30 protein-coding genes are annotated in these 25,544 nt (G+C 72.9%); 20 read left to right on the top strand and 10 right to left on the bottom strand.

The genetic code is table 11. From position 1 onward, the window contains the following. The first annotated feature begins 16 nt into the window (after window positions 1-16). A complete protein-coding gene (locus tag AC3YNX_RS01995; protein ID WP_127784090.1) occupies window positions 17-292 on the top strand; it encodes a DUF2516 family protein in 276 nt (91 codons plus the stop codon). Window positions 293-296: 4 nt separating this feature from the next. Here AC3YNX_RS01995 and AC3YNX_RS01990 read toward each other — a convergent pair whose 3' ends face one another. The 4 genes from AC3YNX_RS01990 to AC3YNX_RS01975 all read right to left on the bottom strand — a co-directional run bounded on the left by AC3YNX_RS01990 (window position 297) and on the right by AC3YNX_RS01975 (window position 4,880). Next, the gene (locus AC3YNX_RS01990) at window positions 297-2,531 is read right to left on the bottom strand and encodes an FUSC family protein (RefSeq protein WP_489994439.1); all 2,235 of its coding nucleotides are present in this window, start codon (window positions 2,529-2,531) and stop codon (window positions 297-299) included. A 110-nt stretch (window positions 2,532-2,641) separates the two neighbouring features. Next, window positions 2,642-3,511: a formyltetrahydrofolate deformylase gene (gene purU / locus AC3YNX_RS01985; RefSeq protein WP_127784088.1), complete on the bottom strand. Its 870-nt coding sequence runs from the start codon at window positions 3,509-3,511 to the stop codon at window positions 2,642-2,644. Further along, window positions 3,508-4,398 carry a class I SAM-dependent methyltransferase gene (locus AC3YNX_RS01980; protein ID WP_489994438.1) on the bottom strand — a complete coding sequence of 297 codons (891 nt, stop codon included), beginning with the start codon at window positions 4,396-4,398 and terminating at the stop codon, window positions 3,508-3,510. The genes purU and AC3YNX_RS01980 overlap by 4 nt, the downstream gene beginning before the upstream one ends. Beyond that, complete coding sequence (locus AC3YNX_RS01975; RefSeq protein ID WP_489994437.1) at window positions 4,380-4,880, bottom strand: DUF2505 domain-containing protein; 501 nt, start codon at window positions 4,878-4,880, stop codon at window positions 4,380-4,382. Before AC3YNX_RS01975 ends, AC3YNX_RS01980 begins: the two co-directional genes overlap by 19 nt. Window positions 4,881-4,905: 25 nt before the next feature. Between AC3YNX_RS01975 and AC3YNX_RS01970 the strand changes: the two genes are divergently transcribed. Further along, on the top strand, window positions 4,906-6,021 hold the full coding sequence (locus AC3YNX_RS01970) for a UDP-N-acetylmuramate dehydrogenase (RefSeq protein WP_489994436.1): 1,116 nt from the start codon (window positions 4,906-4,908) through the stop codon (window positions 6,019-6,021). 25 nt (window positions 6,022-6,046) lie between these two features. After that, a complete protein-coding gene (locus AC3YNX_RS01965) occupies window positions 6,047-7,243 on the top strand; it encodes a L,D-transpeptidase (RefSeq protein ID WP_489994435.1) in 1,197 nt (398 codons plus the stop codon). A 36-nt stretch (window positions 7,244-7,279) separates the two neighbouring features. On the opposite strand, the gene AC3YNX_RS01960 is transcribed toward AC3YNX_RS01965, so the two are convergent. Further along, complete coding sequence (locus AC3YNX_RS01960; protein WP_489994434.1) at window positions 7,280-8,068, bottom strand: SDR family NAD(P)-dependent oxidoreductase; 789 nt, start codon at window positions 8,066-8,068, stop codon at window positions 7,280-7,282. Between the two features lie 73 nt (window positions 8,069-8,141). Here AC3YNX_RS01960 and AC3YNX_RS01955 point away from each other — a divergent pair, with 73 nt between their 5' ends. The 7 genes from AC3YNX_RS01955 (at window position 8,142) to AC3YNX_RS01925 (ending at window position 14,736) form a co-directional block, all read left to right on the top strand. After that, window positions 8,142-8,330, top strand: a complete 189-nt coding sequence (locus tag AC3YNX_RS01955; RefSeq protein ID WP_489994433.1) for a hypothetical protein — start codon at window positions 8,142-8,144, stop codon at window positions 8,328-8,330. Further along, window positions 8,327-9,652: a D-inositol-3-phosphate glycosyltransferase gene (gene mshA / locus AC3YNX_RS01950; protein ID WP_127784083.1), complete on the top strand. Its 1,326-nt coding sequence runs from the start codon at window positions 8,327-8,329 to the stop codon at window positions 9,650-9,652. Before AC3YNX_RS01955 ends, mshA begins: the two co-directional genes overlap by 4 nt. Continuing rightward, window positions 9,649-10,200, top strand: a complete 552-nt coding sequence (locus AC3YNX_RS01945) for a type III secretion system chaperone family protein (RefSeq protein ID WP_489994432.1) — start codon at window positions 9,649-9,651, stop codon at window positions 10,198-10,200. Before mshA ends, AC3YNX_RS01945 begins: the two co-directional genes overlap by 4 nt. Window positions 10,201-10,234: 34 nt before the next feature. Next, window positions 10,235-11,839, top strand: coding sequence for an AMP-binding protein (locus AC3YNX_RS01940; RefSeq protein ID WP_489994431.1), 1,605 nt, complete (start codon window positions 10,235-10,237; stop codon window positions 11,837-11,839). 81 nt (window positions 11,840-11,920) lie between these two features. Continuing rightward, window positions 11,921-12,682 (top strand): phosphoglyceromutase, encoded by a 762-nt coding sequence (locus AC3YNX_RS01935; protein WP_489994430.1) that lies wholly within the window; start codon window positions 11,921-11,923, stop codon window positions 12,680-12,682. 135 nt (window positions 12,683-12,817) lie between these two features. Continuing rightward, window positions 12,818-14,053: a sensor histidine kinase gene (locus tag AC3YNX_RS01930; protein WP_489981940.1), complete on the top strand. Its 1,236-nt coding sequence runs from the start codon at window positions 12,818-12,820 to the stop codon at window positions 14,051-14,053. Continuing rightward, a complete protein-coding gene (locus tag AC3YNX_RS01925; protein ID WP_127784078.1) occupies window positions 14,050-14,736 on the top strand; it encodes a response regulator transcription factor in 687 nt (228 codons plus the stop codon). The genes AC3YNX_RS01930 and AC3YNX_RS01925 overlap by 4 nt, the downstream gene beginning before the upstream one ends. On the opposite strand, the gene AC3YNX_RS01920 is transcribed toward AC3YNX_RS01925, so the two are convergent. Then, on the bottom strand, window positions 14,733-15,524 hold the full coding sequence (locus AC3YNX_RS01920) for a DUF3109 family protein (RefSeq protein ID WP_489981939.1): 792 nt from the start codon (window positions 15,522-15,524) through the stop codon (window positions 14,733-14,735). The genes AC3YNX_RS01925 and AC3YNX_RS01920 overlap by 4 nt on opposite strands. Before the next feature lie 34 nt (window positions 15,525-15,558). Here AC3YNX_RS01920 and AC3YNX_RS01915 point away from each other — a divergent pair, with 34 nt between their 5' ends. The 9 genes from AC3YNX_RS01915 (at window position 15,559) to AC3YNX_RS01875 (ending at window position 22,323) form a co-directional block, all read left to right on the top strand. Beyond that, a complete protein-coding gene (locus AC3YNX_RS01915; protein ID WP_127784076.1) occupies window positions 15,559-16,494 on the top strand; it encodes a Ppx/GppA family phosphatase in 936 nt (311 codons plus the stop codon). After that, on the top strand, window positions 16,491-16,961 hold the full coding sequence (locus tag AC3YNX_RS01910; RefSeq protein WP_489994429.1) for an Rv0497 family membrane protein: 471 nt from the start codon (window positions 16,491-16,493) through the stop codon (window positions 16,959-16,961). The genes AC3YNX_RS01915 and AC3YNX_RS01910 overlap by 4 nt, the downstream gene beginning before the upstream one ends. A 17-nt stretch (window positions 16,962-16,978) precedes the next feature. After that, window positions 16,979-17,851 carry a sugar phosphate isomerase/epimerase family protein gene (locus AC3YNX_RS01905; RefSeq protein WP_127784074.1) on the top strand — a complete coding sequence of 291 codons (873 nt, stop codon included), beginning with the start codon at window positions 16,979-16,981 and terminating at the stop codon, window positions 17,849-17,851. Window positions 17,852-17,917: 66 nt separating this feature from the next. Continuing rightward, window positions 17,918-18,760 carry a thioesterase family protein gene (locus tag AC3YNX_RS01900; RefSeq protein ID WP_127784073.1) on the top strand — a complete coding sequence of 281 codons (843 nt, stop codon included), beginning with the start codon at window positions 17,918-17,920 and terminating at the stop codon, window positions 18,758-18,760. Between the two features lie 31 nt (window positions 18,761-18,791). Further along, complete coding sequence (proC, locus tag AC3YNX_RS01895) at window positions 18,792-19,598, top strand: pyrroline-5-carboxylate reductase (protein WP_489994428.1); 807 nt, start codon at window positions 18,792-18,794, stop codon at window positions 19,596-19,598. 114 nt (window positions 19,599-19,712) lie between these two features. Then, complete coding sequence (locus tag AC3YNX_RS01890) at window positions 19,713-19,982, top strand: helix-turn-helix domain-containing protein (protein WP_206518029.1); 270 nt, start codon at window positions 19,713-19,715, stop codon at window positions 19,980-19,982. Between the two features lie 158 nt (window positions 19,983-20,140). After that, window positions 20,141-20,242, top strand: a complete 102-nt coding sequence (locus AC3YNX_RS01885) for a 30S ribosomal protein bS22 (protein WP_010241351.1) — start codon at window positions 20,141-20,143, stop codon at window positions 20,240-20,242. 111 nt (window positions 20,243-20,353) lie between these two features. Further along, window positions 20,354-21,394 (top strand): NAD-dependent epimerase/dehydratase family protein, encoded by a 1,041-nt coding sequence (locus AC3YNX_RS01880; protein WP_489994427.1) that lies wholly within the window; start codon window positions 20,354-20,356, stop codon window positions 21,392-21,394. Then, window positions 21,391-22,323: a lysophospholipid acyltransferase family protein gene (locus AC3YNX_RS01875; RefSeq protein WP_127784071.1), complete on the top strand. Its 933-nt coding sequence runs from the start codon at window positions 21,391-21,393 to the stop codon at window positions 22,321-22,323. Before AC3YNX_RS01880 ends, AC3YNX_RS01875 begins: the two co-directional genes overlap by 4 nt. A 33-nt stretch (window positions 22,324-22,356) precedes the next feature. Here AC3YNX_RS01875 and AC3YNX_RS01870 read toward each other — a convergent pair whose 3' ends face one another. The 4 genes from AC3YNX_RS01870 to AC3YNX_RS01855 all read right to left on the bottom strand — a co-directional run bounded on the left by AC3YNX_RS01870 (window position 22,357) and on the right by AC3YNX_RS01855 (window position 25,044). Then, a complete protein-coding gene (locus AC3YNX_RS01870; RefSeq protein ID WP_489982553.1) occupies window positions 22,357-23,412 on the bottom strand; it encodes an HAD family hydrolase in 1,056 nt (351 codons plus the stop codon). 152 nt (window positions 23,413-23,564) lie between these two features. Further along, window positions 23,565-23,747 carry a hypothetical protein gene (locus AC3YNX_RS01865; protein ID WP_127784069.1) on the bottom strand — a complete coding sequence of 61 codons (183 nt, stop codon included), beginning with the start codon at window positions 23,745-23,747 and terminating at the stop codon, window positions 23,565-23,567. A 260-nt stretch (window positions 23,748-24,007) separates the two neighbouring features. Beyond that, window positions 24,008-24,838, bottom strand: coding sequence for a sigma-70 family RNA polymerase sigma factor (locus AC3YNX_RS01860; RefSeq protein WP_489994426.1), 831 nt, complete (start codon window positions 24,836-24,838; stop codon window positions 24,008-24,010). Further along, complete coding sequence (locus tag AC3YNX_RS01855) at window positions 24,835-25,044, bottom strand: hypothetical protein (protein WP_127784067.1); 210 nt, start codon at window positions 25,042-25,044, stop codon at window positions 24,835-24,837. Before AC3YNX_RS01855 ends, AC3YNX_RS01860 begins: the two co-directional genes overlap by 4 nt. 162 nt (window positions 25,045-25,206) lie before the next feature. Here AC3YNX_RS01855 and AC3YNX_RS01850 point away from each other — a divergent pair, with 162 nt between their 5' ends. After that, a complete protein-coding gene (locus AC3YNX_RS01850) occupies window positions 25,207-25,485 on the top strand; it encodes a glutaredoxin family protein (RefSeq protein WP_127784066.1) in 279 nt (92 codons plus the stop codon). Window positions 25,486-25,544: the final 59 nt, after the last annotated feature.

Below are 25,544 nucleotides of genomic sequence, written 5' to 3'. Positions count from 1 at the left end.
CACGTATCATCGGTGCATGCTCCCCGGCGCCGGATACGTCCTGCTCGCGCTCCAGGTCTGCGTCGCGATTGCCGGCCTGTTCTCCCTGGTGCACGCCATCCGGCAGCGTCCGGACGCGTTCACCGCGGCAGACAAGCTGACCAAGAACAAGTGGCTGGCCATCGTGGGCGTCGGTACCGCGGTCGTCCTCGTCCAGGTGCCCTTCCTCTGGCTGATCGGCGTGGTCGCGATCGGGGTCTACCTGGCTGACGTCCGCCCCAAGGTGGAAGAGGTCCAGCGCCCCCGCTGGTAGGCACCTACTCCGCGGGGTCCCGGGGCAGCAGCTCCAGCATCGCTCGGTCGATCCGGGTCAGCGCGAACACCGCCGTCTCCAGGGACCCGTCCCGGCCGCGGACAGGGACTCGGTCGCCCAGCACGTCCTCCAGCGCCGGCCGCACCGGTGACACCGGCTGGACCGGCTCTCCGTGCAGCAGCGCCTGCAGCGCGCTGACGTGTGCGTCGACCTCCTCGCTCACGGCACGCAGCGCACCAGCCGGTCGGTGGCCAACGGTGGTCGCCGCATCTGCACCCGCACGCGGTGGCTGGGTGGTGTCGCCCACCGGGCTCGGTGCGGGACTGGGCACCCCCGAGGAGAGCGCGTACGCCGCCCTCGCCAGCACCCGCGAGTAGCTGTCGCAGGCACGCAGCACCCGCACCCACTGCCGGATGCCCCGATTCACGCGGACCGTGCGCCAGCGGGTGAGCGGGGTCGCGGACGTGCTCACCCCCTGCAGCGCCTTGTCCAGGTCGCGTCCCTGCCCGAGGAGGTCCACATCACCGGCCGGGGCGAGCGCCTGCTCGACGCTGCCCCGGATCACGGTGCTCAGCGTGTCCAGGTAGTGGTCGATGCTGCGGACCACGGTGTCGCGGGTACGGGTGGGCAGGATGAGGTATCCGGCCGCCACCCCGATCGCCGCGCCCACAGCGGTCTCCTCCAGGCGCAGCGCCAGCACGTCGACGCTGAACACCCCCAGCAGGCCGTAGAGCATCGCCAGCATCATCGTGAGGAAGAAGGCCTGCACGGTGCGCGAGATCTGCAAGGAGTAGAAGGCGATGAACACGAAGGCCACCAGCAGCACCAGCTGGACGGTGGTGTGGCGCCCGACCAGGGCCCCCAGGACCACTCCCGCCAGCACGCCCAAGAAGGTGCCGAGCACGCGCTCCCAGGCGCGGGTGAGGATGTCGCCCCGGCTCTGGGTGCCGTTGTAGACCACGAAGGCGGTCAGCACCGCCCAGTACCACCGCTCGGGGGAGACCAGGTCGCCGACGACGGTGGCCATCACGGCGGCGGCGGCCACCTGCAGCGCAGCCTTGGTGGTCGGCAGCAGGTGCGGCTCGTGCCACCGCAGGTGGTGACCGCGCAGGCGGGGCAGGGGCAGGCGCCGCGCGGTGGTGCCCTGGCTCTCGGCCGGAGCAGGCGCCTGCTCGCCGGACGCCGGGTCGCGGTCCAGGGCGAGGTCGCGCACGGTCAGGTGAGCGTCCACGGTGTGCGCGGCCAGGTAGGTCGCCAGCCCGGCCGGCGCTCGGGTGTCGGCCTGGTCGGCCAAGCCGTGCACGTGGCGCCTGGCCTCGTCCAGCTGGTCGGCCGACGAGCCCTCGCGCAGGCTCACCCGAACGTCGTCCACGGCGGCCAGCTGCTCGGGCGGCCAGGTGTCGGTGGTGCCGGACCGGATGAGCGTGTCCACGAGCTGCTCGGTGGACAGCTGGGCGTCGAACACCGCCAACGACAACGGCTGCCCACCGGCGGTGGCGTGCAGGTCGGCGCCGTAGGTGTCCAGCCACGACTCGATCAGCAGCGCCGAGGTGGACAAGTGGTCGAGCTGGCGGCGCAGGTGCCGCTCCCGTCGCTGGGCTCCGCGGGCGTCGTGGGCGGCGTCGGGCGCCTGCTTCTGCACGGCCGCCTCCACCGCCAGCGCGCAGGCCGCGCGCAGGGCCGCCATCAGCCGGTGCAGCTCGGTCGTCGGCCGGTTGGGCAGCAGCACGGTGAGCACCAGCAGGGCGAGGGCCAGGCCGACGAGGACCGACAGCAGCAGCCGCGGCACCTCGCTGACCGTGGTGTGCAGGAAGAGAGAGAAGAAGTAGGCGACGAAGGCGGCCATCCCCAGCACCACGCCCCGCACCCCGAAGCGGCGCGCCCAGGTGGCCAGGAAGAGCACCACCACGAAGCCCAGGTCGGCGGCGTAGCGCCACTCGTTCAGGGTGGCGGCGAGGGTCACCGACGCCATCGCAGGCAGCGCGGCCAGCACGGTGGTGACGGCTCGGGCCCGCACGGTGTGCTCGCGGTTGGCCCCCGCGATCAGCGTGCCGACCACCGCGCCGAGCAGGGCCACGGGCAACGGCTGGTCGGCCAGCCTGGCGCCGACGATGAGCACCAGCAGCGCCAGCACCAGCGTCAGCGTGACGCCCGAGGCGCTGCGCAGGCGGGCCAGCCCGGGATCGGCGGCGAGGTAGGCGCGCACACCCCGCTGCCAGACGTCGAACGCGCCGCGCATTGCTCCGATGGTACGGAGGGCTGCTCGCTCGACAACGACCGTTCCTGCAGGTAGGAGCAGCGCCAGTGGCAGACGGTGCTAGCTGGCCACGGTGCTAGCTGAACACAGTGCTAGCTGAACACGACCGTCTTGCTGCCGTGCACCAGCACCCGGTCCTCCAGGTGCCAGCGCAGCCCGCGGGACAGCACCAGCTTCTCGATGTCGCGGCCCTGCCGAACCATGTCGGCGACGTCGTCGGCGTGGCTCACCCGGATCACGTCCTGCTCGACGATGGGCCCGGCGTCCAGCTCGGCGGTGACGTAGTGGCAGGTGGCCCCGATGAGCTTCACCCCGCGGGTGAACGCCTGGTGGTAGGGCCGCGCCCCGACGAAGGAGGGCAGGAAGCTGTGGTGGATGTTCAGTGCCCGTCCCGCCCAGTGCTCGCACAGCGCGGGCGGCAGCACCTGCATGAAGCGGGCCAGCACGATGGCGTGCGGGGAGAACGAGTCCACCAGCTGCTGCACGTGCTCGAACGCCGGACCGCGCTCGGCCGGGTCCCGCGGGAAGGGCACGTGGACGAAGTCCACCCCGTGCGCCTCGGCCACCGGAGCCAGGTCCGGGTGGTTGCCGATCACCAGGGGGACGGTGGCCTGCAGCTCACCGCCGCGGATGCGTCCCAGCAGGTCGTGCAGGCAGTGCGCCTCCTTGCTCACCAGCAGCACCACCCGCTTGACCTCGGCGCTGTCGGCCAGGGTCCACTCCGCCTCCGGGCCCAGCTCGCCGGCGACCACGGCGAAGCGCTCCCGCAGCTCCTGCACGGTCCAGGGGATGGAGGAGGCCCGCACCACCTGGCGGGTGAAGAACCAGCCGGAGTCGGCGTCGGCGTGGTAGGCGGCCTCCATGATGGAGCCACCGGCCTCGGCCAGGAACGTGGAGATGCGCGCCACGATGCCGGTCCGGTCGGGGCACCCGAGGGTGAGCACGTAGCGGCGTTCAGTCATGACGCCATTGTCCCAGTGGCCCGTGCCGGCCGGTGCGGGGGAGCGGTTGGGAGGACGCGGCGGACCCCGGCCGGTGCACCACCAGCGAGAGTGGGCGCCACCGCGGCCCACGGCACGGTGAGCACGCAGTCACGCTGGCGGCCGGGGTGGGCCCGTACCGGCACGCCCTCGGCGCGCAGCAGCTCCAGCGTGCGGCGCCACCGCACCCGCGGGCCGAACACCGCGTGCGGGGCGGCGTGCGCCCAGCAGCGGTCGGCCGCGGTGAGCAGCCGGTGCACCGGCTCGCCGGTGACGTTGCGGTGGATCAGCGCCTTGGGCAGCCGGGGTGCGATCTCCGACGGGGTGGCCAGGTCGAACGGGTCCCACGCCAGGGTGAGCGTCTGCGGACCCGCTGCGGACAGGGTGACCCAGGCGCAGCGGCGCCCGAGCTCGTCGCAGGTGCCCTCCACCACCAGCCCGCCCGGGGCCAGCCCGGCGCACATCCGCCGCCAGGCCGCGGCCACGTCCGTCTCGTCGTACTGACGGAGCACGTTGAAGCTGCGCACCAGCGACGGCCGGAGACCGGCCAGCTCGAAGCCGCCACGGCGGAACTGCACCCAGGGCGTGGCCGCGGCCTGGGCAGCCGCCACGCGTGCCGGATCGATCTCCAGGCCCACCACGCGCACGTCCGGGCGCACGGTGCGCAGCCGCGCCGCCAGCTCCACCGTGGTCACCGGGCTGGCCCCGTAACCCAGGTCCACCACCAGCGGGCCGCCGGCCAGCGCGTCCCGCACCTCGGGGGCGTGGGTGATCCATCGATCGCTGCGGCGCAACCGGTTGATGCCGGTGGTGCCGCGGGTGACGTGACCGTGCGCTGGTTCCGGACGCCCTACCGCTGCGCGAGCCACGCGACGGTGAAGCGCTGCTCGATGACCAGCAGCTCGGCGATGTTCTCCGCGATGATCTTCTCGATCTTGGCGCCCACCAGCGGGACGGCGACCTTGGCGGTGCCGGTGGTGCGGCTGGTGGTCGAGGCGTCGTCGCCGCTGAGCGCGTGGGCGCCGTCCAGGGTGACGGGGGTGCCGGGCACGCTGGCCCGGAAGCTGCCAGAGGCCGAGAAGCCGTCCAGCGGGCCCCACCGCTCGATGCGCTGCACCAGCAGGTCCCCGGACCGCAGCTTGCGCACCACGCTGGGCAGGTGCTCGGCCGGGATGGACTGGGTGAGGCGAACCTCCACGCCGCCGTCGACACGCTCCACCGAGTCCAGCGAGGCTGCGGGGCCGCCGACCGCCTCCACCCGCGCGCGCCAGTACGCCTCGTCCAGCAGCACCGGGTGCAGCAGCTGCGGACTCCGGTCGTAGGTGGCGGCGTGCTCGATGCGGCGTGACATACCCGGCACGCTACCGTTCGGAGTCGTGCTCGATCCCAAGCTGCTCCGTCAGGTCGAGGCCGCCGGCGCCCAGGCCCAGCACGACGTGCCGTTCGCCACCATGACCACGCTGCGTTGCGGTGGGCCGGCACACACAGTGCTGCACTGCACCACCACCGACGCCGTGGTCGCCGCCGTGCGCGCCCTCGACGACGCCGGCGAGCCGCTGCTGGTGCTGGGCGGAGGGTCCAACCTCGTCGTCGCCGACGCCGGTTTCGCCGGCACCGTGGTGCGGGTGGCCACCGACGAGGTGCGCAGCTGTGGCACGGCCGCGGCCGACCCCGCAGGTTCCGGGTCCGAGACCGTGACCGTGCACGTCGCCGCCGGCACCCCGTGGGACGCCGTGGTGGCCAAGACGGTCGCCGACGGGCTGGGCGGGCTGGAGTGCCTGTCCGGCATCCCCGGCAGCGCCGGCGCCACCCCGGTGCAGAACGTCGGCGCCTACGGCGTGGAGATCTCCTCGGTGCTGCAGCGGGTGCAGCTGCTGCAGCGGAGCGACGGCCAGGTGCGCTGGGTGGAGCCCGCCGAGCTGGCGCTGGGCTACCGCACCAGTGCCCTCAAGCACACCGACCACGCCGTGGTGCTGGCGGTGGAGCTGGCGCTGCGAGCCGACGGCGGCAGCGCTGCGCTGACCTACCGCGAGCTCACCGCCGCCCTCGACACCGCGCCCGGTGCCCGGCTGCCCGCCGCCCAGGTGCGCGACGCCGTGCTGGGGCTGCGCCGCGGCAAGGGCATGGTCAGCGATGCTGACGACCACGACTCCTGGAGCGCCGGCTCCTTCTTCACCAACCCGGTGCTCGACGAGCAGCAGCTGGCGCAGGTGCTGGCCCGCACCGGCCCGGACGTGCCGCGCTACCCGGGTGCGGCCGGCACCAAGCTCTCCGCCGGCTGGTTGATCGAGCACGCCGGCTTCCACCGCGGCTACCCCGACGCCGACGCGCCCGCCCGGCTGTCCACCAAGCACACCCTGGCGCTGACCAACCGCGGCCACGCCAGCACCGCCGACCTGCTGGCCCTCGCCCGGGTGGTCCGCGACGGGGTGCGGCACGCCTTCGGCGTGGAGCTCGAGCCCGAGCCGGTGCTGGTGGGCTGCCGGCTCTGAGCAGGCACGGAGGTATCGTCGCCGCATGTCAGGAAGCGTCTGCGTGACCTCTTGGTGGCGCAGGCTTCCCGCGCTCGCCATGCTGCTGGTGGTGCTCACCGGGTGCACCGCTGCACCCCTGCCGGGCGCCGGCCCGGCCGACGGCCCGGACCCCGCCAGTGCTCCCGTGACGGTCCCGGTGACCCAGGCCCCGGCCGCCGGTGCCCAGGACGTGCTGCCGACCACACCGGTGTCGGTCTCGGTGGCCGACGGCACCCTGCACGAGGTGGTGCTCAGCAGCTCCACCGGCGCCACCGTGTCCGGGGTGCTCGACCCGGCCGGCCGTACCTGGACCGCCGGCGAGGCGCTCGGCTACGGCAACACCTACACCTGGTCCGGCACGGCCAGCGACCCCGCGGGCCACACCTCGGCGATCACCGGCTCCTTCCGCACCCTGGCCCCGCGAGACACCACCAGCGCCCAGGTCAACATCGGCGACGACGCGGTGGTGGGCATCGCCGCCCCGATCGTCGTCCAGTTCAGCGACCCGGTCGCCGACAAGGCGACCGCCGAGCGCGGCCTGTCGGTGCGCACCAGCGTGCCCACCGAGGGTTCCTGGGCGTGGCTGCCGGACACCGCCGAAGGCTCGCGCGCGCACTGGCGCCCCAAGGCCTACTTCACCCCCGGCACCGTGGTGGACGTCGGAGTCACCCTCTACGGGGTGGACCTCGGCGCCGGCAGCTACGGCAGCTCCGACCTCACCTCGCACTTCACCATCGGCCGCAGCCAGGTGGTCAAGGCCGACGCCGCCAGCCACCGCCTGGTGGTGCTGCGCGAGGGCGCGGTGCTGTTCGACTTCCCGGTCAGCTACGGCAAGGGCGACCTGCCCCGCAACGTCACCCGCAGCGGTGTGCACGTGGTCACCGAGAAGCTGGCCGACGTGCTGATGACCAACATCCCCGCCGGCTACCAGAACGTGCGCGAGAAGTGGGCGGTGCGGATCAGCAACAACGGCGAGTTCATCCACGCCAACCCCAACACCGTGGGTGTGCAGGGCGCGGCCAACGTGTCCAACGGCTGCATCAACGAGTCGCTCGCCGACGCGGAGAAGTACTTCCACTCCGCCATGTTCGGCGACCCGGTGGAGGTCACCAACACCTCGATCCCGCTCTCCGCCGCCGACGGCGACATCTACGACTGGGCACTGACCTGGCCGCAGTGGCAGCAGCTGTCGGCGCTCTAGCCTGCGCAGCTCAGCTGCGGTGCTGGTCTGCGCAGCTCAGCTGCGGTGCACCCGCATGGACGACGCCTGCTCCCGCGGCCGGATGACCACCTGGTCGAGGTCCACGTGTGCCGGGCGGGTGGCCACGAAGCCGATGACCTCGGCCACGTCCTCGGCCGTCAGCGGGGTGAGGCCGGCGTAGACGGCGGCCGCCCGCTCCTCGTCACCCTTGAAGCGCACCCGCGAGAAGTCCGTCTCCACCAGGCCCGGGCAGATCTCGGTGAACCGCACCGGCTGGCCCAGCAGCTCGCCGCGCAGCGTGCGGTGGGCCACCGCCTGGGCGTGCTTGGCCGAGGTGTAGCCCGAGCCGTTGTCGTAGGTCTCCAGCGCTGCCGTGGAGGTCACCGTCACCACCAGGCCGTCGCCGGAGGCGACCAGCGCGGGCAGCAGCGCCTTGGTCATCCGCACCGTGCCCAGCACGTTGGTCTCCCACATCCAGCGCCAGTCGTCCAGGTCGGCCTCGGCCAGCGGGGCCAGGCCCTTGGCGCCACCGGCGTTGTTCACCAGCACGCTCACCGGGCCGGCAGCGGCGACGAAGGCGTCCACCGACTCCTGGTCGGTCACGTCCAGGGCGAGCGCGGTGCCGTCGATCTCGGCGGCGATGGCTTGGCAGCGCTCGACGCGACGAGCGCCCAGCACCACGTGGTAGCCGGCGGCGGCCAGCACCCGGGCGGTGGCCGCCCCGATCCCGGAGCTGGCGCCGGTGACCACCGCGGTGCGCCGGCCGGACGGCGGGCGGGAGAGGGCGTCGCCGTGGTCGGACGGGCTGCTGGGCTCAGTGCTCATGCGCCGAATCTAGGCCGCCGGGGACAGCGACGGGCAGCCCCCCGGCACCGGGCGCGACGCCTACCCTGTGCGGATGCATTCTGCGGACGCGGTGAGCGCGGACGGGACGCGGCTGGCCTACCGGCACGCCGGGGGCCCCACCAGCCCCGCCGTGGTGCTGCTGCACGGCAGCGACGACGCCGTGGTGGACCCCGTGGGTGACGCAGGGCGCAGCCCCTCGGCGTCGCCCCTGCGGGGCGCGGAAGGCAAGATGGTCGGGTGACCAGCGACCAGGCCCTTCCCCGTCGGGTCGCCGTGCTGTCCGTGCACACCTCTCCGCTGGAGCAGCCCGGCACCGGTGACGCCGGCGGGATGAACGTCTACGTCCTGCAGACCGCGCTGCGGATGGCGCGCCGGGGCGTGGAGGTGGAGATCTTCACCCGGGCCACGTCCTCGGCGGCCCCGCCCGTGGTGCAGGCCGCCCCCGGCGTGCTGGTGCGCAACGTCGTCGCCGGCCCTTTCTCGGGGCTGGACAAGGACGAGCTGCCTGCGCAGCTGTGCGCCTTCACCGCCGGGGTGCTGCGCGCCGAGGCGCGCCACGACGCCGGCTACTACGACCTGGTGCACTCCCACTACTGGCTCTCCGGGCAGGTCGGCTGGCTCGCCAGGGATCGTTGGGGGGTGCCGCTGGTGCACACCGCGCACACCCTGGCCAAGGTGAAGAACGCCGCGCTGGCCACCGGCGACGCCCCCGAGCCCAAGGTGCGCCTCATCGGCGAGCAGCAGGTGGTGGCCGAGGCCGACCGGCTGGTGGCCAACACCTCCGCCGAGGCCAGCCAGCTCATCGACCTCTACGACGCCGACCCCGCCCGGGTGGACACCATCGCCCCGGGCGCGGACCTGCAGCGCTTCCGGGTGGGCGACCGGGCCGCCGCCCGCGCCGCCCTCGGCATCGCCGGCGACGAGGTGGTGCTCAGCTTCGTGGGCCGCATCCAGCCGCTGAAGGCGCCGGACGTGCTGCTGCGCGCGGTGGCCGAGCTGTTGCGTCGCGACCCCCGTCGCCGCTTGCGCGCCCTGGTGGTGGGCGGGCCCTCCGGCAGTGGGCTGGAGCAGCCGGAGTCACTGGTGGGCCTGGCCGCCGAGCTGGGGATCACCAGCTCGGTCACCTTCCTGCCCCCGCAGCCGCCCGAGCAGCTGGCCGACGTCTACCGCGCCTCCGACGTGGTGGCGGTGCCCTCGCACTCGGAGTCCTTCGGCCTGGTGGCGCTGGAGGCACAGGCCTGTGGCACCCCGGTGGTGGCCGCCGACGTCGGCGGGCTGGGGGTGGCGGTGCGCGACGGAGTCACCGGGCTGCTCGTGCCCACCCACCGCACCCAGGACTGGGCGGACGCCCTCGCCCAGGTGGTCGACCACCCCGCTCGCCGGCAGGCCCTGGCCACGGCAGCCCCCGAGCACGCCGCGCAGTTCTCCTGGGACCGCACGGCCGACGCCCTGTTGGACACCTACGCGAAGGCGAGGGCCATGATGCCGCCGCTGCCCAGCGCCCCGGTGCGCTCCGCCCCCCGCAGCCTGCGGGCCCGCCGGGTCAGCGGGGTGCGCGCATGAGCGAGACCACCACCTCCGACGGCACCACGGCCGGTCGGTCCGGTCCGGCGAGCACCGCAGAGGTCATCGAGACCACGCTGATCGACCGCGAGCTGGACTACACCCGGCAGAGCCCGGAGCTGTTCCTGGTGGTGCTGCCGGGGGAGGCCCGGCTGCAGACCACCTGCATGCTCACCATCGGCAACCACGGCCTGCGCGTCGAGGCGTTCGTGTGCCGCCACCCCGACGAGAACCGGGAGGGCGTGCACGAGTTCCTGCTGCGCCGCAACCGGCACCTCTTCGGGGTGCACTACACGATCGACAAGGCCGGCGACATCTACCTGGTGGGCCAGGTGGCCAGGGAGAACGTCACCTCCGACGAGCTCGACCGCGTCCTGGGGCAGGTGCTCGAGGCCGCCGACGGTGACTTCAACACCCTGCTCGAGCTCGGCTTCGCCACCTCCATCCGGCGGGAGTGGGCGTGGCGGGTCTCCCGCGGGGAGTCGCTGCGCAACCTGCAGGCCTTCACCCACCTCATCGACGAAGCGGACAAACCACCACTCCCGTAATGTGATGTGCACCACCATCACCTTGAGGAGTGCGATGAGCTTCCACAGCCCCTTCCCCGACGTCGAGATCCCCGACACCAGCCTGTTCGACTTCCTGTTCGGGAAGGTTGCCGAGGACGAGGCGCTGGCGGCGCGGCCGGCGCTGGTGGACGGCACCAGCGGTGCGGTCACCACCTACGGCCAGCTCGTGGGGCAGGTCAACGCCCTCGCCGGCGGCCTCGCCCAGCGGGGCTTCCACCAGGGCGACGTGGCCGGGTTGCTGTGCCCCAACGTCCCCGCCTTCGCCACCGTGTTCCACGGCATCCTGCGCGCGGGGGGCACGGCCACCACCATCAACTCCCTCTACACCGCCGGCGAGATCGCCAGCCAGCTCAGCGACGCCAAGGCGAAGTACCTGTTCACCATCTCCCTGTTCCTGCCGCAGGCCGACGACGCCGCCGCCACGGTGGGCATCGCCCCGGAGAACGTGGTCCTCATCGACGGCTCCCCGGACGTGCACCCCGACCGCACCTCGCTGCGGGAGCTGCTGAGCACCGGGGCACCGCCGCCGCAGGTCGAGCTCGACCCCGCCACCCACGTCGCGGTGCTGCCCTACTCCTCGGGCACCACCGGCCGGGCCAAGGGCGTGATGCTCAGCCACCGCAACCTGGTGGCCAACGTCGAGCAGAGCGGCTCGATGATCCGCCTCACCTCCGACGACAAGGTCCTGGCGGTGCTGCCGTTCTTCCACATCTACGGCATGAGCGTGCTGATGAACTCGAGCCTGGCGCGCGGCGCCACGGTGGTCACCCTCCCGCGGTTCGACCTGGCCGACTTCCTGCGGGTGATCGCCGAGCAGCAGTGCACCTACGTCTTCATCGCCCCTCCGGTGGCGGTGGCGCTGGCCAAGCACCCGATGGTCGAGGAGCACGACACCTCCTCCATCAAGGTGGTGTTCTCCGGCGCGGCCCCGCTGGACGCCGAGCTGGGCCACAAGGTGGCCGAGCGGCTGGGCTGCGAGGTGCGCCAGGGCTACGGCATGAGCGAGATGAGCCCGGTCAGCCACTCCATGCCCGACGACCGCGACGACGTCCCGCTCGGCACCGTGGGACTGACGCTGCCCAACATGGAGTGCAAGATCGTGGACGCCGACGGCACGGAGATCGAGGTGCCCGCCGAGGGGACCAGCGCGCCGGGCGAGCTGTGGTGCAAGGGGCCCAACATCATGCTGGGCTACCTGGAGAACCCGGAGGCCACCGCGGCCACCCTGGACGAGGACGGCTTCCTGCACACCGGGGACGTCGCCACCGTCTCGGCCGAGGGCTACGTCACCATCGTCGACCGGGTCAAGGAGCTCATCAAGTACAAGGGCTACCAGGTGCCGCCGGCGGAGCTGGAGGCGCTGCTGCTCACCCACGACAAGATCGCCGACGCGGCCTGCATCGGGGTGACCGACGCCGAGGGCGAGGAGGTGCCCAAGGCCTTCGTGGTGCGCCAGCCCGGGGCGGAGCTCAGCGCCGAGGAGGTGATGGACTTCGTGGCCAGCAAGGTCGCCCCGTACAAGAAGGTGCGCCAGGTGGAGTTCCTGGAGGCCATCCCGAAGTCGGCGGCGGGCAAGATCCTGCGCAAGGACCTGCGCGCCAAGCAGGCCGCGGTCTGAGGCACCGGCCCCCGCTTCGGCTCGGCGCAGGCCCACCGGTCCACGGATCGGTGGGCCTGCGCCGTCTGTCAAGATGTGGGCATGAGCGCGCCAGCGAGTACCGGAACCCTTGTCCTGCTACGCCACGGTGAGAGCACGTGGAACGCCTCCGGGCAGTTCACCGGCTGGGTGGACGTCCCGCTCACCGACAAGGGCCGCGCGGAGGCCGTGCGTGGCGGGGAGCTGCTCACCGAGCACGACCTGCTGCCCGACGTGCTGCACACCTCGCTGCTGCGGCGTGCCATCACCACCGCCGCGCTGGCGCTGGACACGGCCGACCGGCACTGGATCCCGGTGCGCCGGGACTGGCGCCTGAACGAGCGCCACTACGGCGCCCTGCAGGGCAAGAACAAGCAGGAGACCAAGGACGAGTTCGGCGAGGAGCAGTTCATGCTCTGGCGCCGCAGCTACGACACCCCGCCGCCGCCCATCGCCGCGGGCAGCGAGTACAGCCAGGACACCGACCCGCGCTACGCCGACATCGACGGCGGCCCGCTGACCGAGTGCCTGGCCGACGTCGTCGCCCGGCTGCTGCCCTACTGGGAGTCGGCCATCGTGCCGGACCTGCGGGCGGGCAGGACGGTGCTCGTCGCCGCGCACGGCAACTCCCTGCGTGCGCTGGTCAAGCACCTGGACGGGATCTCCGACGACGACATCGCCGGGCTGAACATCCCCACCGGCATCCCGCTGCGCTACGACCTCGGCGCCGACCTCAAGCCGGTGGTGCCGGGCGGGGAGTACCTCGACCCCGAGGCGGCCGCCGCGGGTGCGGCGGCAGTGGCCAACCAGGGCAAGGCCGGCTAGCACCGAGCACTGGTTGACGGTCGGTCGAACAGCAGGTGAACAGTGCGTGCACGTACGCCATCAAGGCCCTGGACAGGGACCTGTGGTGACTCTGGGTGGTGCTGAGCGCTCCTCGCCGGAACGTACGATCCGCCTGTGACCGTGCTCAGTGCCGTGCTGCTCGCGGTCGGTGCCGCCGTGCTGGGCGGGCTGCTCGGCGTGCTGGTGATGCTGGGCCTGCGCCGGCAGGAGCAGCGCCGGGTGGCCGCGGCGGGGATCACCGTCCGCGAGGTGCTCCAGCAGGTGTTCGAGTCCTCGCTCACCGGCATCGCCGTCGTCGACCACTTCGGTGACGTGCTGCTGCACAACCCGCGGGCCGAGCAGCTCGGGGTGGTGGTCAACCGCCGCCTCGAGCCCTCCGTCGCCGCGGCCGCTCGCACGGTGCTCGAGCACGGCCGCACCACCGAGCTCGACCTCTCCTGGCCGGAGACGCACCTGCGCCGCACCCCGATGACGGTGCACCTGCGCGAGCGCCTGCTCACCGACTCCGGTCGCCGGTTCGTGGTGATCGACGCCAACGACGAGAGCGAGCAGGTGCGCCTGGAGGCCGCCCGCCGCGACTTCGTGGCCAACGTCAGCCACGAGCTCAAGACGCCGGTGGGAGCGATGGCGCTGCAGGCGGAGGCGCTGCTGGAGTCGGCCGATGACCCCGAGGCGGTCCGGCACTTCGGCGGCCGGCTGCACCACGAGGCCCGTCGGCTGGGCGCGCTGGTCACCGAGCTGATCGAGCTGTCCCGGCTCCAGGGTGCGGAGCGGCTGCCGGGCCTGGAGATCGTCGACGTCGACGCGCTGGTCGCTGAGGTGCTCGAGCGCACCCGCCTGAGCGCGGAGGCGGCCGGCATCGAGGTGACCGCCGACGCGCCCCGGGGGCTGGAGGTCTCGGGTGATCGCCGGCTGCTGCTCACCGCGCTGACCAACCTGGTGGAGAACGCCATCTCCTACTCCCCGCCGGGACGAGCGGTCTCGGTGAGCCGTGCCCTGCGCGAGGGGCGCGTGGAGGTGAGCGTGACCGACCGCGGCGTGGGCATCCCGCCGGACCTGCACGAGCGGGTGTTCGAGCGGTTCTTCCGGGTGGACCCGGGCCGCTCGCGGGCCACCGGCGGCACCGGGCTGGGCCTGGCCATCGTCAAGCACGTGGCCGCCAACCACAACGGCGACGTGCGGTTGTGGAGCCGGCCGGGCACCGGGTCGACGTTCACCCTGCGCCTGCCCGCGCACGTGGAGGACGACGGACCCGCTCCTGGCGCGCACAGTGGACCAGACCAGGAGGCTCCGGCGCGGCCCGCGCCGGAGCCGCACAGGGACGACGCACCGGGACAGGAGCCGCAGTGACCAGGGTGCTGATCGTGGAGGACGAGGAGTCGCTGGCCGAGCCGCTGGCCTTCCTGCTCCGCAAGGAGGGGTTCGAGGCCGTGGTGACCGGCGACGGCCCGGCCGCGCTGACCGAGTTCGACCGGCACGGCGCCGACATCGTGCTGCTGGACGTGATGCTGCCCGGGATGAGCGGCACCGACGTGTGCAAGCAGCTGCGCCAGCGATCCAGGGTCCCGGTGATCATGGTGACCGCCAAGGACAGCGAGATCGACAAGGTGGTCGGGCTGGAGATCGGCGCCGACGACTACGTGACCAAGCCCTACTCCGCCCGCGAGCTGATCGCGCGCATCCGCGCGGTGCTGCGCCGCGGCACCGAGCCCGAGCCGGAGCCGCTGGGCGAGCCGGTGCTGCGGGCCGGGCCGGTGCGGATGGACGTCGACCGGCACACCGTGCACGTGGGCGAGCAGGAGGTGTCGCTGCCGCTCAAGGAGTTCGACCTGCTGGAGTACCTGCTGCGCAACGCCGGCCGCGTGCTCACCCGCGGGCAGCTGATCGAGCGGGTGTGGGGCGCGGACTACGTGGGCGACACCAAGACCCTGGACGTCCACGTCAAGCGGCTGCGCGCCAAGATCGAGCCCGACCCCGCCCACCCGGTGCACCTGCTCACCGTGCGCGGGCTGGGCTACAAGCTGCAGTCCTAGCCGGTGCGGGGCGGCCGGGCCTGGGCCGTGCTGGTCGCCGGGTGCACCGCCACCAGCCCGAGCCCGGCGCGGCGGCGGCAGAGGTCGGCCAGCACGTCGTACACGCTCGCGCCCAGCAGCCCGATCAGCTCCAGCCGGTAGGACTGCCACACCGCCTCGGTGCCGACGTGGGCGTCGGGGGAGCTGGTGCACCACCAGTGCAGGTCGGCCCCACCCTCGCCCCAGCCGCGCCGGTCGTACTCCCCGACGGTGGTCTGCAGCACCTGGGCACCGTCGGCCAGCGTCACCCACTCCTCGGTCCGGCGGATCGGCAGCTGCCAGCAGACGTCGGGCTTGGTCTCCATGGGCGGGCGGCCCTGGCGCAGCGCCAGCTGGTGCAGCGCGCAGCCGGGGCCACCGGCGAATCCGGGTCGGTTGAGGAAGACGCAGGCGCCGTCCGTGCGGCGGGTGCGCAGCGCCGGCTCGTCGTCGAGGTCGTCCTCCTCCAGGTAGCCCTGCGGCCCCAGGCCCTCGCGGTGCAGCTGCCAGTCCTGCTCGGTCAGCTCGGCCACCGCTGCGGCGAGCCGGTCGCGGTCGTCGGCGTCGCTGAGGAACGCGCCGTGCGAGCAGCAGCCGTCGTCGGGCCGCCCCGCCACCGTGCCCTGGCAGGCGGGGGTGCCGAACACGCAGGTCCAGGACGACAACAGCCAGGTCAGGTCGGCCCGAACCTGGTGCTCGGGATCGTCCGGATCGGTGAGCTCCACCCACTCCCGGGGGAAGCCCGAGGCCACTTCAGCACTGGCGGTCACAGCACCCGACGGTAGACCGGCTACCGTGTGGCCCGTGCGATTAGGGGTGCTGGACGTCGGCTCGAACACTGTGCACCTTCAGGTGGTGGATGCCCATCGTGGCGCCCATCCCACGCCGATGAGCTCGACCAAGACGAACTTGCGGCTCATCGAGTACCTGGACAGCTCCGGGCACATCTCCCGCGACGGCGTCGACCGGCTCTGCGCGGCCGTCAGCGAGTCCGCGGCCGTGGCCGAGACCTCGCGCTGCGAGGAGATGATGGCCTTCGCCACCTCCGCCGTGCGCGACGCGGGCAACAGCATCGAGGTGCTGGACGCCGTCCGGGACCGCACCGGGGTGTCGCTGCAGGTCCTGTCCGGACCGGACGAGGCGCGGCTGACCTTCCTCGCCGTGCGCCGCTGGTGCGGCTGGAGCGCCGGGCGCATCCTCGGCCTGGACATCGGCGGCGGGTCGCTGGAGCTGGCGCTGGGCATCGACGAGGTGCCCGACCTGGCGCTGTCGCTGCCGCTGGGTGCCGGGCGGCTCACCGTGGACCACCTGCGGCAGGACCCGCCCACGCGGGCAGAGGTGGAGTCGCTGCGCGAGTGGCTGGACTCCGAGCTGCGCAGCACCGCCAAGGAGCTCAACGACCAGGGCCGTCCCGACAAGGCGGTGGCCACCTCCAAGACGTTCCGCTCGCTGGCTCGCCTCACCGGAGCCGCCCCGTCGGCAGCCGGGCCGCGGGTCCGCCGGGTGCTCACCGCGGAAGGCCTGCACCAGCTGGTCCCGCTGATCACCCGGATGTCCGGCGCCGACCTCGCCGAGGTCGACGGCGTGAGCCGCTCCCGGTCCTACCAGCTGGTGGCCGGGGCGCTGGTGGCCGAGGCGGCCATGCGGGCGCTGCAGCTCGAGGAGCTGGAGATCTGCCCCTGGGCGCTGCGCGAGGGCATGGTGCTGCGTCGACTGGACCGGGCTGAGAACGGGCTGTGACGCGCGCCGGGGGGACGCACGAGCAGGAGCCGACGTCGGCGGTGACGGTCGCCGAGCTGCTGGCTCGCAACGGCCGTGCCCCGGTCGCGCCAGGCGGACGCCGCCGTCGCTCCGACCCAGCGCCGGACCCTGCTGCTGAACCCGCAACCACCGCCGAGCCGGCCGCAGCTGCTGTGCCCACCACCCCTGCGCCCACCACCCCTGCGCCCACCACCGGTGCCGCGCAGGTGTGCGGCGAGCTGGCGCTGGCCGTGCTGGCGGGGGTGCTGGCGTGGCTGGTGTTCCGCTGGCTGTGGCAGACCTGGCCGCTCGCGGCGGTTGGTCTTGCCGCCGTGGCCACCACCGGTACCGTTCTGGTTGTCCGGCTCGGTCATCGGGGGGAAGATCTCATGAGCACGCCGCTGTCGATCGTGGTGGGTCTCGTGGTGACCATGAGCCCCGCCCTGGTGACGCTGGCCGGCGGATGACGACAGGTGACTGGCAGATGACTTCCGAGAGCAGCTGGTCCGCGCCGCAGCGGCCCATCCCCATCGCGCTGTCCACGGCCTCGGTCTACCCCGAGTCGGTGGAGAGCGGCTTCGAGCTGGCCGCCGACCTGGGCTACGACGGCGTCGAGCTGATGGTGTGGACCGACCCGGTCAGCCAGGACCCCGCCGCGGTGGGCCGGCTGATCCGTCGGTACGGCGTGCCGGTCCTGGCCGTGCACGCTCCCTGTCTGCTCATCACCCAGCGGGTGTGGGGCTCCGACCCGGTGGCGCGGCTGGACCGGGCGGTGGACACCGCGGCCGTGCTGGGTGCCAGCACCGTGGTGGTGCACCCGCCGTTCCGCTGGCAGCGCCGCTACGCCGACGGCTTCGCCGACCAGGTCGCCGAGCTCGAGGAGCGCAGCGACCTCGTGGTGGCGGTGGAGAACATGTTCCCGCTGCGCACCGACCGCTTCTTCGGTGCCGGTGCCTCCGGTGCCGAGCGGCTGGCTCGCCGCGGGGGCGGGCCGGGCCCGTCCATCTCCGCGTTCTCGCCGTCCATCGACCCCACCGAGGTGGGGTACCCGCACTACACCCTGGACCTCTCGCACACCGCGACGGCGGGCACCGACGCCGTGGCCATGGCCACCAGGATGGGCTCGCGGCTGGCGCACCTGCACCTGGCCGACGGGGACGGCGCCGCCGTGGACCAGCACCTGGTGCCGGGCTACGGCAGCCAGCCGTGCGCCCACGTCTGCGAGACGCTGGCCGCCACCGGGTTCGACGGTGTGGCCGTGCTGGAGATCAACTCCCAGTCCGCCCGCACCCGGCGCGACCGGGCCGCGATGCTCGCCGAGGCGCTCGCCTTCGCGCGCCGCCACCTCAAGCGCTGACTCCGGGCCCAGCCTCACTGCGGCCCACGACGCCGGTGGCGCGGGCGGCAGTGATAGGGATGGGGCATGAACGCACCGTTTCGCGCCGCCCTCGAGCTGACGGCCGACCCCAGCGACAACCCTGACGTGCAGCTGTTCCACGCCCAGCTCGGCGAGCTCTGGACGATCGGACCCAAGGCCCACGGCGGCCTGCTGCTAGCCCTGTGCGCCCACGCCGCCGAGCAGGCGCTGGGCGTGGCCGGGGTGGAGCCGCTGGCGGTGTCCGCGAGCTTCCTCAGCCCGCCCGACCCCGGTGCGGTGCAGCTGCGGGCCGTGGTGACCAAGCGCGGCCGCACCGTGTCGCTGGTGGAGGTGCAGCTGCGCCAGGGTGCCCGCACCGCGGTGCAGGTGGTGGTGACCCTGGGCCCGGCCGAGACCGGCGCCGGTCCGTTCGAGCGGGCGCACCCGCTGCAGGAGCTGCCGGTGGATCCGCCGTCGGACACCATCGACGTCCGCGCCCACCCGATGGGCGACATCGTGAACGTGTCCAAGGCCTGCGAGATGCGGGTGGACCCGACGACCGCCGCGTACCTGCGCGGCGAGGTGGCCAGCGACCCGGTGATCCGGCTCTGGGTGCGCCCCACCGGCGAGGACCCGGACGCGTTGTTCGCGCTGATGGCCGGCGACGTCGCGCCGCCGGTCACCCTCAACCTGGGCCGGCAGGGTTGGGCACCCACCGTCCAGCTCACCGCGCTGCTGCGCGCGCAGCCCGCGCCCGGCTGGCTGCGGGTGGAGATGAGCACCAGCGTGGTGGGCGGCACCTGGTTCGACGGCGACGCGGTGGTGATCGACTCCAAGGGAACGATGGTCTGCCAGGCCCGCCAGCTGGCGATGGCGCCAGCTCCCGCTGCGCCGCTGCCAGGCCGCTGACGCACCACCCGCGCATGACACCATGGCAGCCATGACGAGGGTTGCGGTGCTGGGTGCGGGAACGATCGGTGAGGCCCTGCTGGCCGGGCTGCTGCGGGCGGGTCGTGCTCCCGACGACCTGGTGTTCACCGAGCGCTACGCCGAGCGGGCTGCCGAGCTCGAGGCGCGCCACGGCGTGCGGGCCGTCACGCCGGCCGAGGCCGCTGCGCACGCCGACGTGCTGTTCGTCGCGGTCAAGCCGCAGGACGTGGACGCCCTGCTGGGCGAGCTGGCCGGGATCGACCCCACCACCCTCGTGGTGTCGCTGTGCGCCGGGCTGCCCACCATCACCTTCGAGGGGCAGCTGCCTGCCGGCACCCCGGTGGTGCGGGTGATGCCCAACGCCCCGATGGTGGTCGGCCAGGCGATGAGCGCGCTGTCGCCGGGCCGGGCCGCCACCGAGGCGCACCTGGACCTCGCCGAGGAGCTGATGAGCGCGGTGGGCCGGGTGGTGCGAGTGCCGGAGAGCCAGCAGGACGCGGTCACCGCGCTGTCGGGCTCCGGGCCGGCGTACTTCTACCTCGTGGTGGAGGCGCTCGTCGACGCGGGCGTCATGCTCGGGCTGAGCCGGGCGGTGGCCACCGAGCTGGCCACCCAGTCGGCCCTGGGCGCGAGCACCGTGCTGCGCGAGACCGGCACCCACCCGGTGCTGCTGCGCGAGGGCGTCTCCTCCCCGGGAGGCACCACCGCTGCCGGAGTCCGCGCACTGGAGGACCATGGGGTGCGAGCTGCGATGTACGCGGCGGTCGAGGCGGCACGCGACCGCTCCGTGCAGCTCGGCGCACCCTCGAAGTCCTGACCACACTCATCCCACAAACCCCAGCCGTCCCGCTAGGCTCGGACAAGCACGTGCGTGTCCCGTTCCGTCGGAGGGGAAGCCCGACGGCGCGACACGTGCCGGAAGTCGGTAACCATGTCTGCAGAACGATCCGGCCCCGAAGGTGTGGGCCCTTCTCGAAGCACGAGCCCGATCGGGGGTTCCGGCGACGGGCCCGCCGCGCTGGCCGACACCCAGTTCCTCACCGTGGCCGAGGTGGCCAAGGTGATGCGGGTGTCCAAGATGACCGTGTACCGCCTGGTGCACAGCGGCGAGCTGCCCGCCGTGCGGGTGGGTCGGTCCTTCCGGGTGCGCGCCGCAGCAGTTCACGCCTACCTGGAGACGTCCTACTTCGACGCGGGCTGACCGTGCCGGCAGGGACCCGAGCGGATACCGTGGTCAGGCGAAGCGCCAGGGCCTAGTAAGGTGTTGCGCAGTTGGTGCTGTGTTGGCGCCTGAGCTCAACCGCCCGTGCACCTGACAGGCTCGAACGAACTACCTACAGACGGCGAGGACATACCCACATGGGTTCAGTGATCAAGAAGCGACGCAAGCGGATGTCGAAGAAGAAGCACCGCAAGCTGCTGCGCAAGACCCGTGTGCAGCGCCGCAAGCTCGGCAAGTAGCCCTACGCGACTTCGCGTGCGGCGCAGCCCGTCACCCCGTGCAGTGCTGGTCGCCCAGCACCCCGCACCTCCGGTGGCGGGCTGTCTTGCGCCTCCGGCCGGAGTGCGGGGGTGAGCGCGCCGGCCGAGCCGCCCCGCGTGGTGCTGGTCACCGGCGGCAGCGGTTTTCTCGCCTCCCAGCTGGCCACCCGGCTCGCCCACCGCGAGTCGGTGCAGCGCGTCATCGCGGTGGACGCGGTGCGCCCACACCGGCGGTCCCTGGGCCGCAGCGAGTTCCACCAGGCCGACCTGGGTGACCACGCGCTGGTCACGCTGCTCGAGCAGGCCGAGGTGGACACCGTGGTGCACGCCGGGGTGCACAAGGGCCCGCAGCGCCCCGGCTACGAGCGCAGCGGCGCCCGTCTGGACGTGCTGGGCACCCTGCAGCTGCTCGCGGCCTGCCAGCACGCACCGCGGGTGCGCCGGCTGGTGGTGGTGTCCTCCGCCGCCGTCTACGGCGCCGGGCCGCGCGATCCCGCTCTGTTCGGCGAGGACGAGCCGGCCCACTCCGTGGTCAGCCGCGGTGCCGCCGACGCCGTCGAGGTGGAGAGCTGCGTGCGCACCTTCGCCCGCCGGCGCACCGACGTGGCCGTGAGCGTGCTGCGCCTGGCGGACCTGGTCGGCCCGCAGGTGCGAGGCCCGTTGACGGAGCACCTCACCATGCCCGTGGTGCCCACCCCGCTGGGCTTCGACGCCCGGCTGCAGATGCTGCACTCCGACGACGCCCTGGCGGCGCTGGAGCTGGCCACCGTGGTCGGCGTGCCCGGGGTGTTCAACGTGGCCGCTGACGGGGTGCTGACGCTGTCGCAGGCGGTGCGCCGGGCCGGACGCGTGCCGCTGCCGCTGCCGGTGCCCGCCCTGGCCCCGGTGGGCCGGGTGCTGCGCGGTACCCGACGAGTGAGCTTCTCGGCTGCACAGGTGGCGCTGCTGACCTACGGCCGTGTGCTGGACACCAGCCGGGTGCGGGGGGCGCTGGGCTTCCGTCCGCGGTGGAGCACTGCCGACGCCTACGACAGCTTCCTGCGCGCGCAGGGACTGCGTCCGCTCACCGACCAGCCCGTTGTGCGAACCTTGACCGCGGGAGCAACGACGGTGGGGGGACTGCTGAGATGAGCGCCAAGGTGATTCCGCTGCACCACGACGCGGGGCCCGCGCACGGGGCGGACCGCGACGCCGACGGAGTGGGGAGCGAGCCTGCCGGTGGGTTGGCCGGGCACCTCGCGGGCGTGGCTGCCTTCCTGCGGCGCCGGCTGGACGGGGCCTACCCGGTCGACGAGTTCGGCTTCGACCCCGACCTCAACGACCACGTGCTGGTGCCCGCGCTGCGGCCGCTGTTCGACTCCTGGTTCCGGGTCAGCGTCACCGGGCTGCACAACGTCCCCGACACCGGCAGCGCCTTGGTGGTGGCCAACCACTCCGGGGTCATTCCGCTGGACGCCCTGATGACCGCGGTGGCTCTGCACGACCACCATCCCGCCCACCGCCCGCTGCGGATGCTGGGCGCCGACCTGTTGTTCGAGACGCCGGTGCTGGGCTCGCTGGCCCGCAAGGCCGGGCACACGCTGGCCTGCGCCGCGGACGCACAGCGGCTGCTGGAGACCGGCGAGCTGGCGGCGGTGTGGCCCGAGGGCTTCAAGGGCATCGGCAAGCCCTTTTCCGAGCGCTACCGGCTGCAGCGCTTCGGACGCGGCGGTTTCGTCGCGTCGGCTCTGCGAGCGGGGGCGCCGATCATCCCCTGCTCGATCGTCGGTGCTGAGGAGATCTACCCCAAGATCGGCGACCTCACGGTGGCGGCCAAGGCGCTGGGGCTGCCCTACTTCCCGGTGACGCCGCTGTTTCCACACCTGGGTGCGCTCGGGCTGTTGCCGCTGCCCACCAAGTGGTACATCGAGTTCGGCGAGCCGATCGACACGGCGTCGATCGGCCCGGCGGCGGCCGAGGACCCGATGATGGTCTTCGACCTGGCCGACCAGGTGCGCGACACCATCCAACAGACGCTCTACCGGCTGCTCTCCCAGCGGCGCAACGTGTTCCTGGGCTGAGTCGACCTCGGGCCGACGGCCGCTCGGCTGCGCTCAGGCGCCGCGGCGGTGGCTCATCCCGGCCGCCACGGCGCCGGCCACGGCGCCGGCGCCCAGCAGCGAGGGGACGCCGATCTTGGCGGCCTTGCGGCCGGTGCGGAAGTCCCGGATCTGCCAGCCGCGGGCCTTGGCCACCTCGCGGAGGTCCTGGTCGGGGTTGACCGCCACCGCGTTGCCCACCACCGACAGCATGGGCACGTCGTTGTGGCTGTCGGAGTAGGCGGTGCACCGACGCAGGTCCAGGCCCTCGCGGGCGGCCAGGGAGCGCACCGCCTGCGCCTTGGCCGTGCCGTGCAGGATGTCGCCCACCAGGCGACCGGTGAACTTGCCGCCCTCGCTCTCGGCCACGGTGCCCAGCGCGCCAGTGAGGCCGAGGCGGCGGGCGATGATCTCGGCCAGCTCGACGGGGGTGGCGGTGACCAGCCAGACCTGTTGGCCGGCGTCCAGGTGCAGCTGTGCCAGCGCCCGAGTTCCGGTCCAGATCTTGTCGGCGATGAGCTCGTCGTAGATCTCCTCGCCGAGGCGGCGGATCTCGGCGGTCTCCCGTCCGGCCACGAACGACAGCGCCTGCTCGCGGCCGCTGGCCACCGAGGCGACGTGCTCCTTGCCGCTGACCCGAAAGCGGACCTGGTGCCAGGCGAAGCCCATCACGTCGCCGGCGGTGAAGTACTTGCGTGCGGCCAGCCCCCGCGCGAAGTGCAGGATGCTGGCGCCGATCACCATGGTGTTGTCGACGTCGAAGAAGGCGGCCGCGGTGAGGTCCCGGGGAACCGGCGGCGGGGGATCGGGGACCGGCGTGTCGGGTGTGTCCTGGCCGGAGCCGAGCTCGAGGCCTGCCGTTGCGTCCGGAGGCTCCGCAGCGCTGACGGCCCGGGCGCGCCTGGCCGCCTTGAGCCCGGCAGTCGCGCTGGCCTCCCCGGCGATGGCCGCACGAATCTGCGCGGGACTGGGAACGGCACGGCCGAACCGTCTGTTCTCTCGAGGCAAGCGCACCTCCCGACTCCCTCTGCTCCGACCACGGGGAACGTCGCCGAGCGAACGTCCGGGCAGTGCTCGGGCGACGAGCGACCGCGTGCACCCACCTTAGCCGTCGCCGCACAGCGCCAGAGGGCCGTGTCAACGAGACCGGCTGAGTGGCGGGAAGGGCGCGCGGGCGGCTGCGGGGGAGGAGCGGCACGGGGCCAGCCCCCCGCCCGGGGTTGCTAGTGCGAGACCGCGAGCCGGAGCGACTCGCTGGCGGTGCGGTCCGCGCCGGTGCGGTCAGCGGTGCGCAGGGCGGCGAGCAACCGGCGCTGCATGCGGGAGCGGGCGGCACGGGACGGGTCGAGAGCCGGGCCGGCGGCGACCAGCGCGGCCACCACCGTGTCCTCGGACGCAGTCGGCACGAGCCGCAGCTGGTGTTCGTTGAGAATCTCGCGTTCAGGCCACACGCCTGACCTCGCTCCCTCTCGCACGGCTGACGCTTTCCTCGCGTGCTGTGGACCCCACCAAGCAGCCGATCGGGCAACCAGGTAATGGTTCCTCGCACCTTCACAGAGAAAACGAGCGCCCTGTGCAACAGATACGGGGACGGCCGTCACTTTCCGTTGAGCGGGATCACCAGAAGAAAGGTGTTACGAAAGGTAAAAGACACTTTGCCGGTGGGTCAGCGCAAGGTGTCGGGCACGAGCTTGGCCAGCCGGCGCACGGCGCGATGCTGCAGCGCCTTGACCGCGCCCTCGTTGCGACCCATGGCCGCAGCCGTCTCCGAGACCGACATCCCCTGCAGGAACCGCAGGACGATGCACTCGCGCTGGTCGTCGCCGAGCTGGCGCACGCAGTCCAGCAGCTCGGCCACGATGCTCGCCGTGATGACCTCGTCCTCGGGGTCATCGGCGCTGTCGGAGTCCAAGATCTCCGCGGTGCTGAACTCCAGGCGGTGCCGACTCGACTTCATGTAGTCGAGAACGATGTTGCGGGCAATGGTGACGAACCACGCCCCCACGTCCTTGCCCTGATAGGTGATCGAGGCAATTCGGCGGAGGGCGCGGAGAAAGGTCTCGCTGGTGAGGTCCTCGGCCAGGGTGCGGTCGTTCACCCGGAACAGCACGTAGCGGAACACGATGTCGACGTAGCGGTCGTAGAGCTGGCCAAAAGCATCGGTGTCACCGGCCTGGGCGGCTCGCACCAGCTCCCAGGTGGCGAGGACCTGCTCCTCCTCCTCGGGCGTGCGCTCCGGGCGGGCGCCGAGCAGCGGGGCGGTGGTGGTCCGCCGGTCGACGTCCGCCAGCACTCCCGCGGTGGCAGCCACGTCGGGGGCCGCTTGCGGCACCAGCACCAGAGGCAGATCGAGAACCGTTGGGGCCGCGACGATCTCCACCGCCACAGCTGCGACGGACTCGTCGGGCGGGGACACGAAGCGCAGGTCAGCCCCCGGCTCGCCGGTGTCCTCGCCGTGCGTGGACGTGACCGCGAGCGACGCTGCTGTGCTGCTCATGCGGACAGGCCACCCTGCACGTCGACCGTGTCGGTGACCCGTCCTGCCCGAGTGCTGCTGCCGAGTGAGGACACCTGCTCCACCTGCTCCCCTGTCTGCAACGGTCCGTCGCTGCCACCGACGTGCACCTTGTCCGCGCCGCGGTCTCCCGCGACCGATCCAACGGGCGTGGGCAGAATCATAGCGGTGATGTCCATCGCCTTCATCCGCCCGTCACGATCAGGTGGTACAAGACGCCTCCCTGGGACACCGGTGGTGGCTCTTCCGCGGCTGCAGCCCGGGGCTCGCCCTGCGGTTCGCGGCGTGTTCACTGGATGGCGTCAGGACGCGACGGTGGGGCCGCCTCGGGCGGCAGGAGAAGGTGGCTGATGGTGCGAGTGGAGCTGCTCACGCGGCAGGGGTGCTCGGCGTGCACCACGGCGGCCGAGGAGCTGGCGGCGGTGTGCGCCGACTTCGGGCTGCCGTGGAGCGCGGTGGACGTCGACGAGGCGGCGACAACCCAGCCCGAGCTGCGCGCCGAGTACGGAGACCGGCTGCCGGTGGTGCTGCTGGACGGGCGTGAGCACAGCTATTTCGACGTGGACGAGCCCCGGCTGCGCCGCGACCTCGCGGCGGCCACCGGGCACCCGGAGGCCGGCGCGCCCTAGCCCCGGCCCGCCTGACCTGCGGCGCTGAACCGGGTGAGCGTCCCAGTGCGAACCCGCAG

The organism is Rhodococcus sp. Z13_19A (assembly GCF_058133575.1).
This window is presented reverse-complemented; position numbering and strand designations above follow the sequence as displayed.

Bases quoted from the DNA above. Each gene is read 5' to 3' on its own strand.
- proC (WP_489994428.1), top strand. From the start codon at position 18,792: ATGACGAGGGTTGCGGTGCTGGGTGCGGGAACGATCGGTGAGGCCCTG.
- AC3YNX_RS01900 (WP_127784073.1), top strand. From the start codon at position 17,918: ATGAACGCACCGTTTCGCGCCGCCCTCGAGCTGACGGCCGACCCCAGC.
- AC3YNX_RS01965 (WP_489994435.1), top strand. From the start codon at position 6,047: ATGTCAGGAAGCGTCTGCGTGACCTCTTGGTGGCGCAGGCTTCCCGCG.
- AC3YNX_RS01875 (WP_127784071.1), top strand. From the start codon at position 21,391: ATGAGCGCCAAGGTGATTCCGCTGCACCACGACGCGGGGCCCGCGCAC.
- AC3YNX_RS01905 (WP_127784074.1), top strand. From the start codon at position 16,979: ATGACTTCCGAGAGCAGCTGGTCCGCGCCGCAGCGGCCCATCCCCATC.
- purU (WP_127784088.1), bottom strand. From the start codon at position 3,511: ATGACTGAACGCCGCTACGTGCTCACCCTCGGGTGCCCCGACCGGACC.
- AC3YNX_RS01860 (WP_489994426.1), bottom strand. From the start codon at position 24,838: ATGAGCAGCACAGCAGCGTCGCTCGCGGTCACGTCCACGCACGGCGAG.
- AC3YNX_RS01990 (WP_489994439.1), bottom strand. From the start codon at position 2,531: ATGCGCGGCGCGTTCGACGTCTGGCAGCGGGGTGTGCGCGCCTACCTC.
- AC3YNX_RS01955 (WP_489994433.1), top strand. From the start codon at position 8,142: ATGCATTCTGCGGACGCGGTGAGCGCGGACGGGACGCGGCTGGCCTAC.
- AC3YNX_RS01995 (WP_127784090.1), top strand. From the start codon at position 17: ATGCTCCCCGGCGCCGGATACGTCCTGCTCGCGCTCCAGGTCTGCGTC.
- AC3YNX_RS01855 (WP_127784067.1), bottom strand. From the start codon at position 25,044: ATGAAGGCGATGGACATCACCGCTATGATTCTGCCCACGCCCGTTGGA.
- AC3YNX_RS01945 (WP_489994432.1), top strand. From the start codon at position 9,649: ATGAGCGAGACCACCACCTCCGACGGCACCACGGCCGGTCGGTCCGGT.
- AC3YNX_RS01960 (WP_489994434.1), bottom strand. From the start codon at position 8,068: ATGAGCACTGAGCCCAGCAGCCCGTCCGACCACGGCGACGCCCTCTCC.
- AC3YNX_RS01975 (WP_489994437.1), bottom strand. From the start codon at position 4,880: ATGTCACGCCGCATCGAGCACGCCGCCACCTACGACCGGAGTCCGCAG.
- AC3YNX_RS01885 (WP_010241351.1), top strand. From the start codon at position 20,141: ATGGGTTCAGTGATCAAGAAGCGACGCAAGCGGATGTCGAAGAAGAAG.
- AC3YNX_RS01890 (WP_206518029.1), top strand. From the start codon at position 19,713: ATGTCTGCAGAACGATCCGGCCCCGAAGGTGTGGGCCCTTCTCGAAGC.
- AC3YNX_RS01850 (WP_127784066.1), top strand. From the start codon at position 25,207: ATGGTGCGAGTGGAGCTGCTCACGCGGCAGGGGTGCTCGGCGTGCACC.
- AC3YNX_RS01940 (WP_489994431.1), top strand. From the start codon at position 10,235: ATGAGCTTCCACAGCCCCTTCCCCGACGTCGAGATCCCCGACACCAGC.
- AC3YNX_RS01935 (WP_489994430.1), top strand. From the start codon at position 11,921: ATGAGCGCGCCAGCGAGTACCGGAACCCTTGTCCTGCTACGCCACGGT.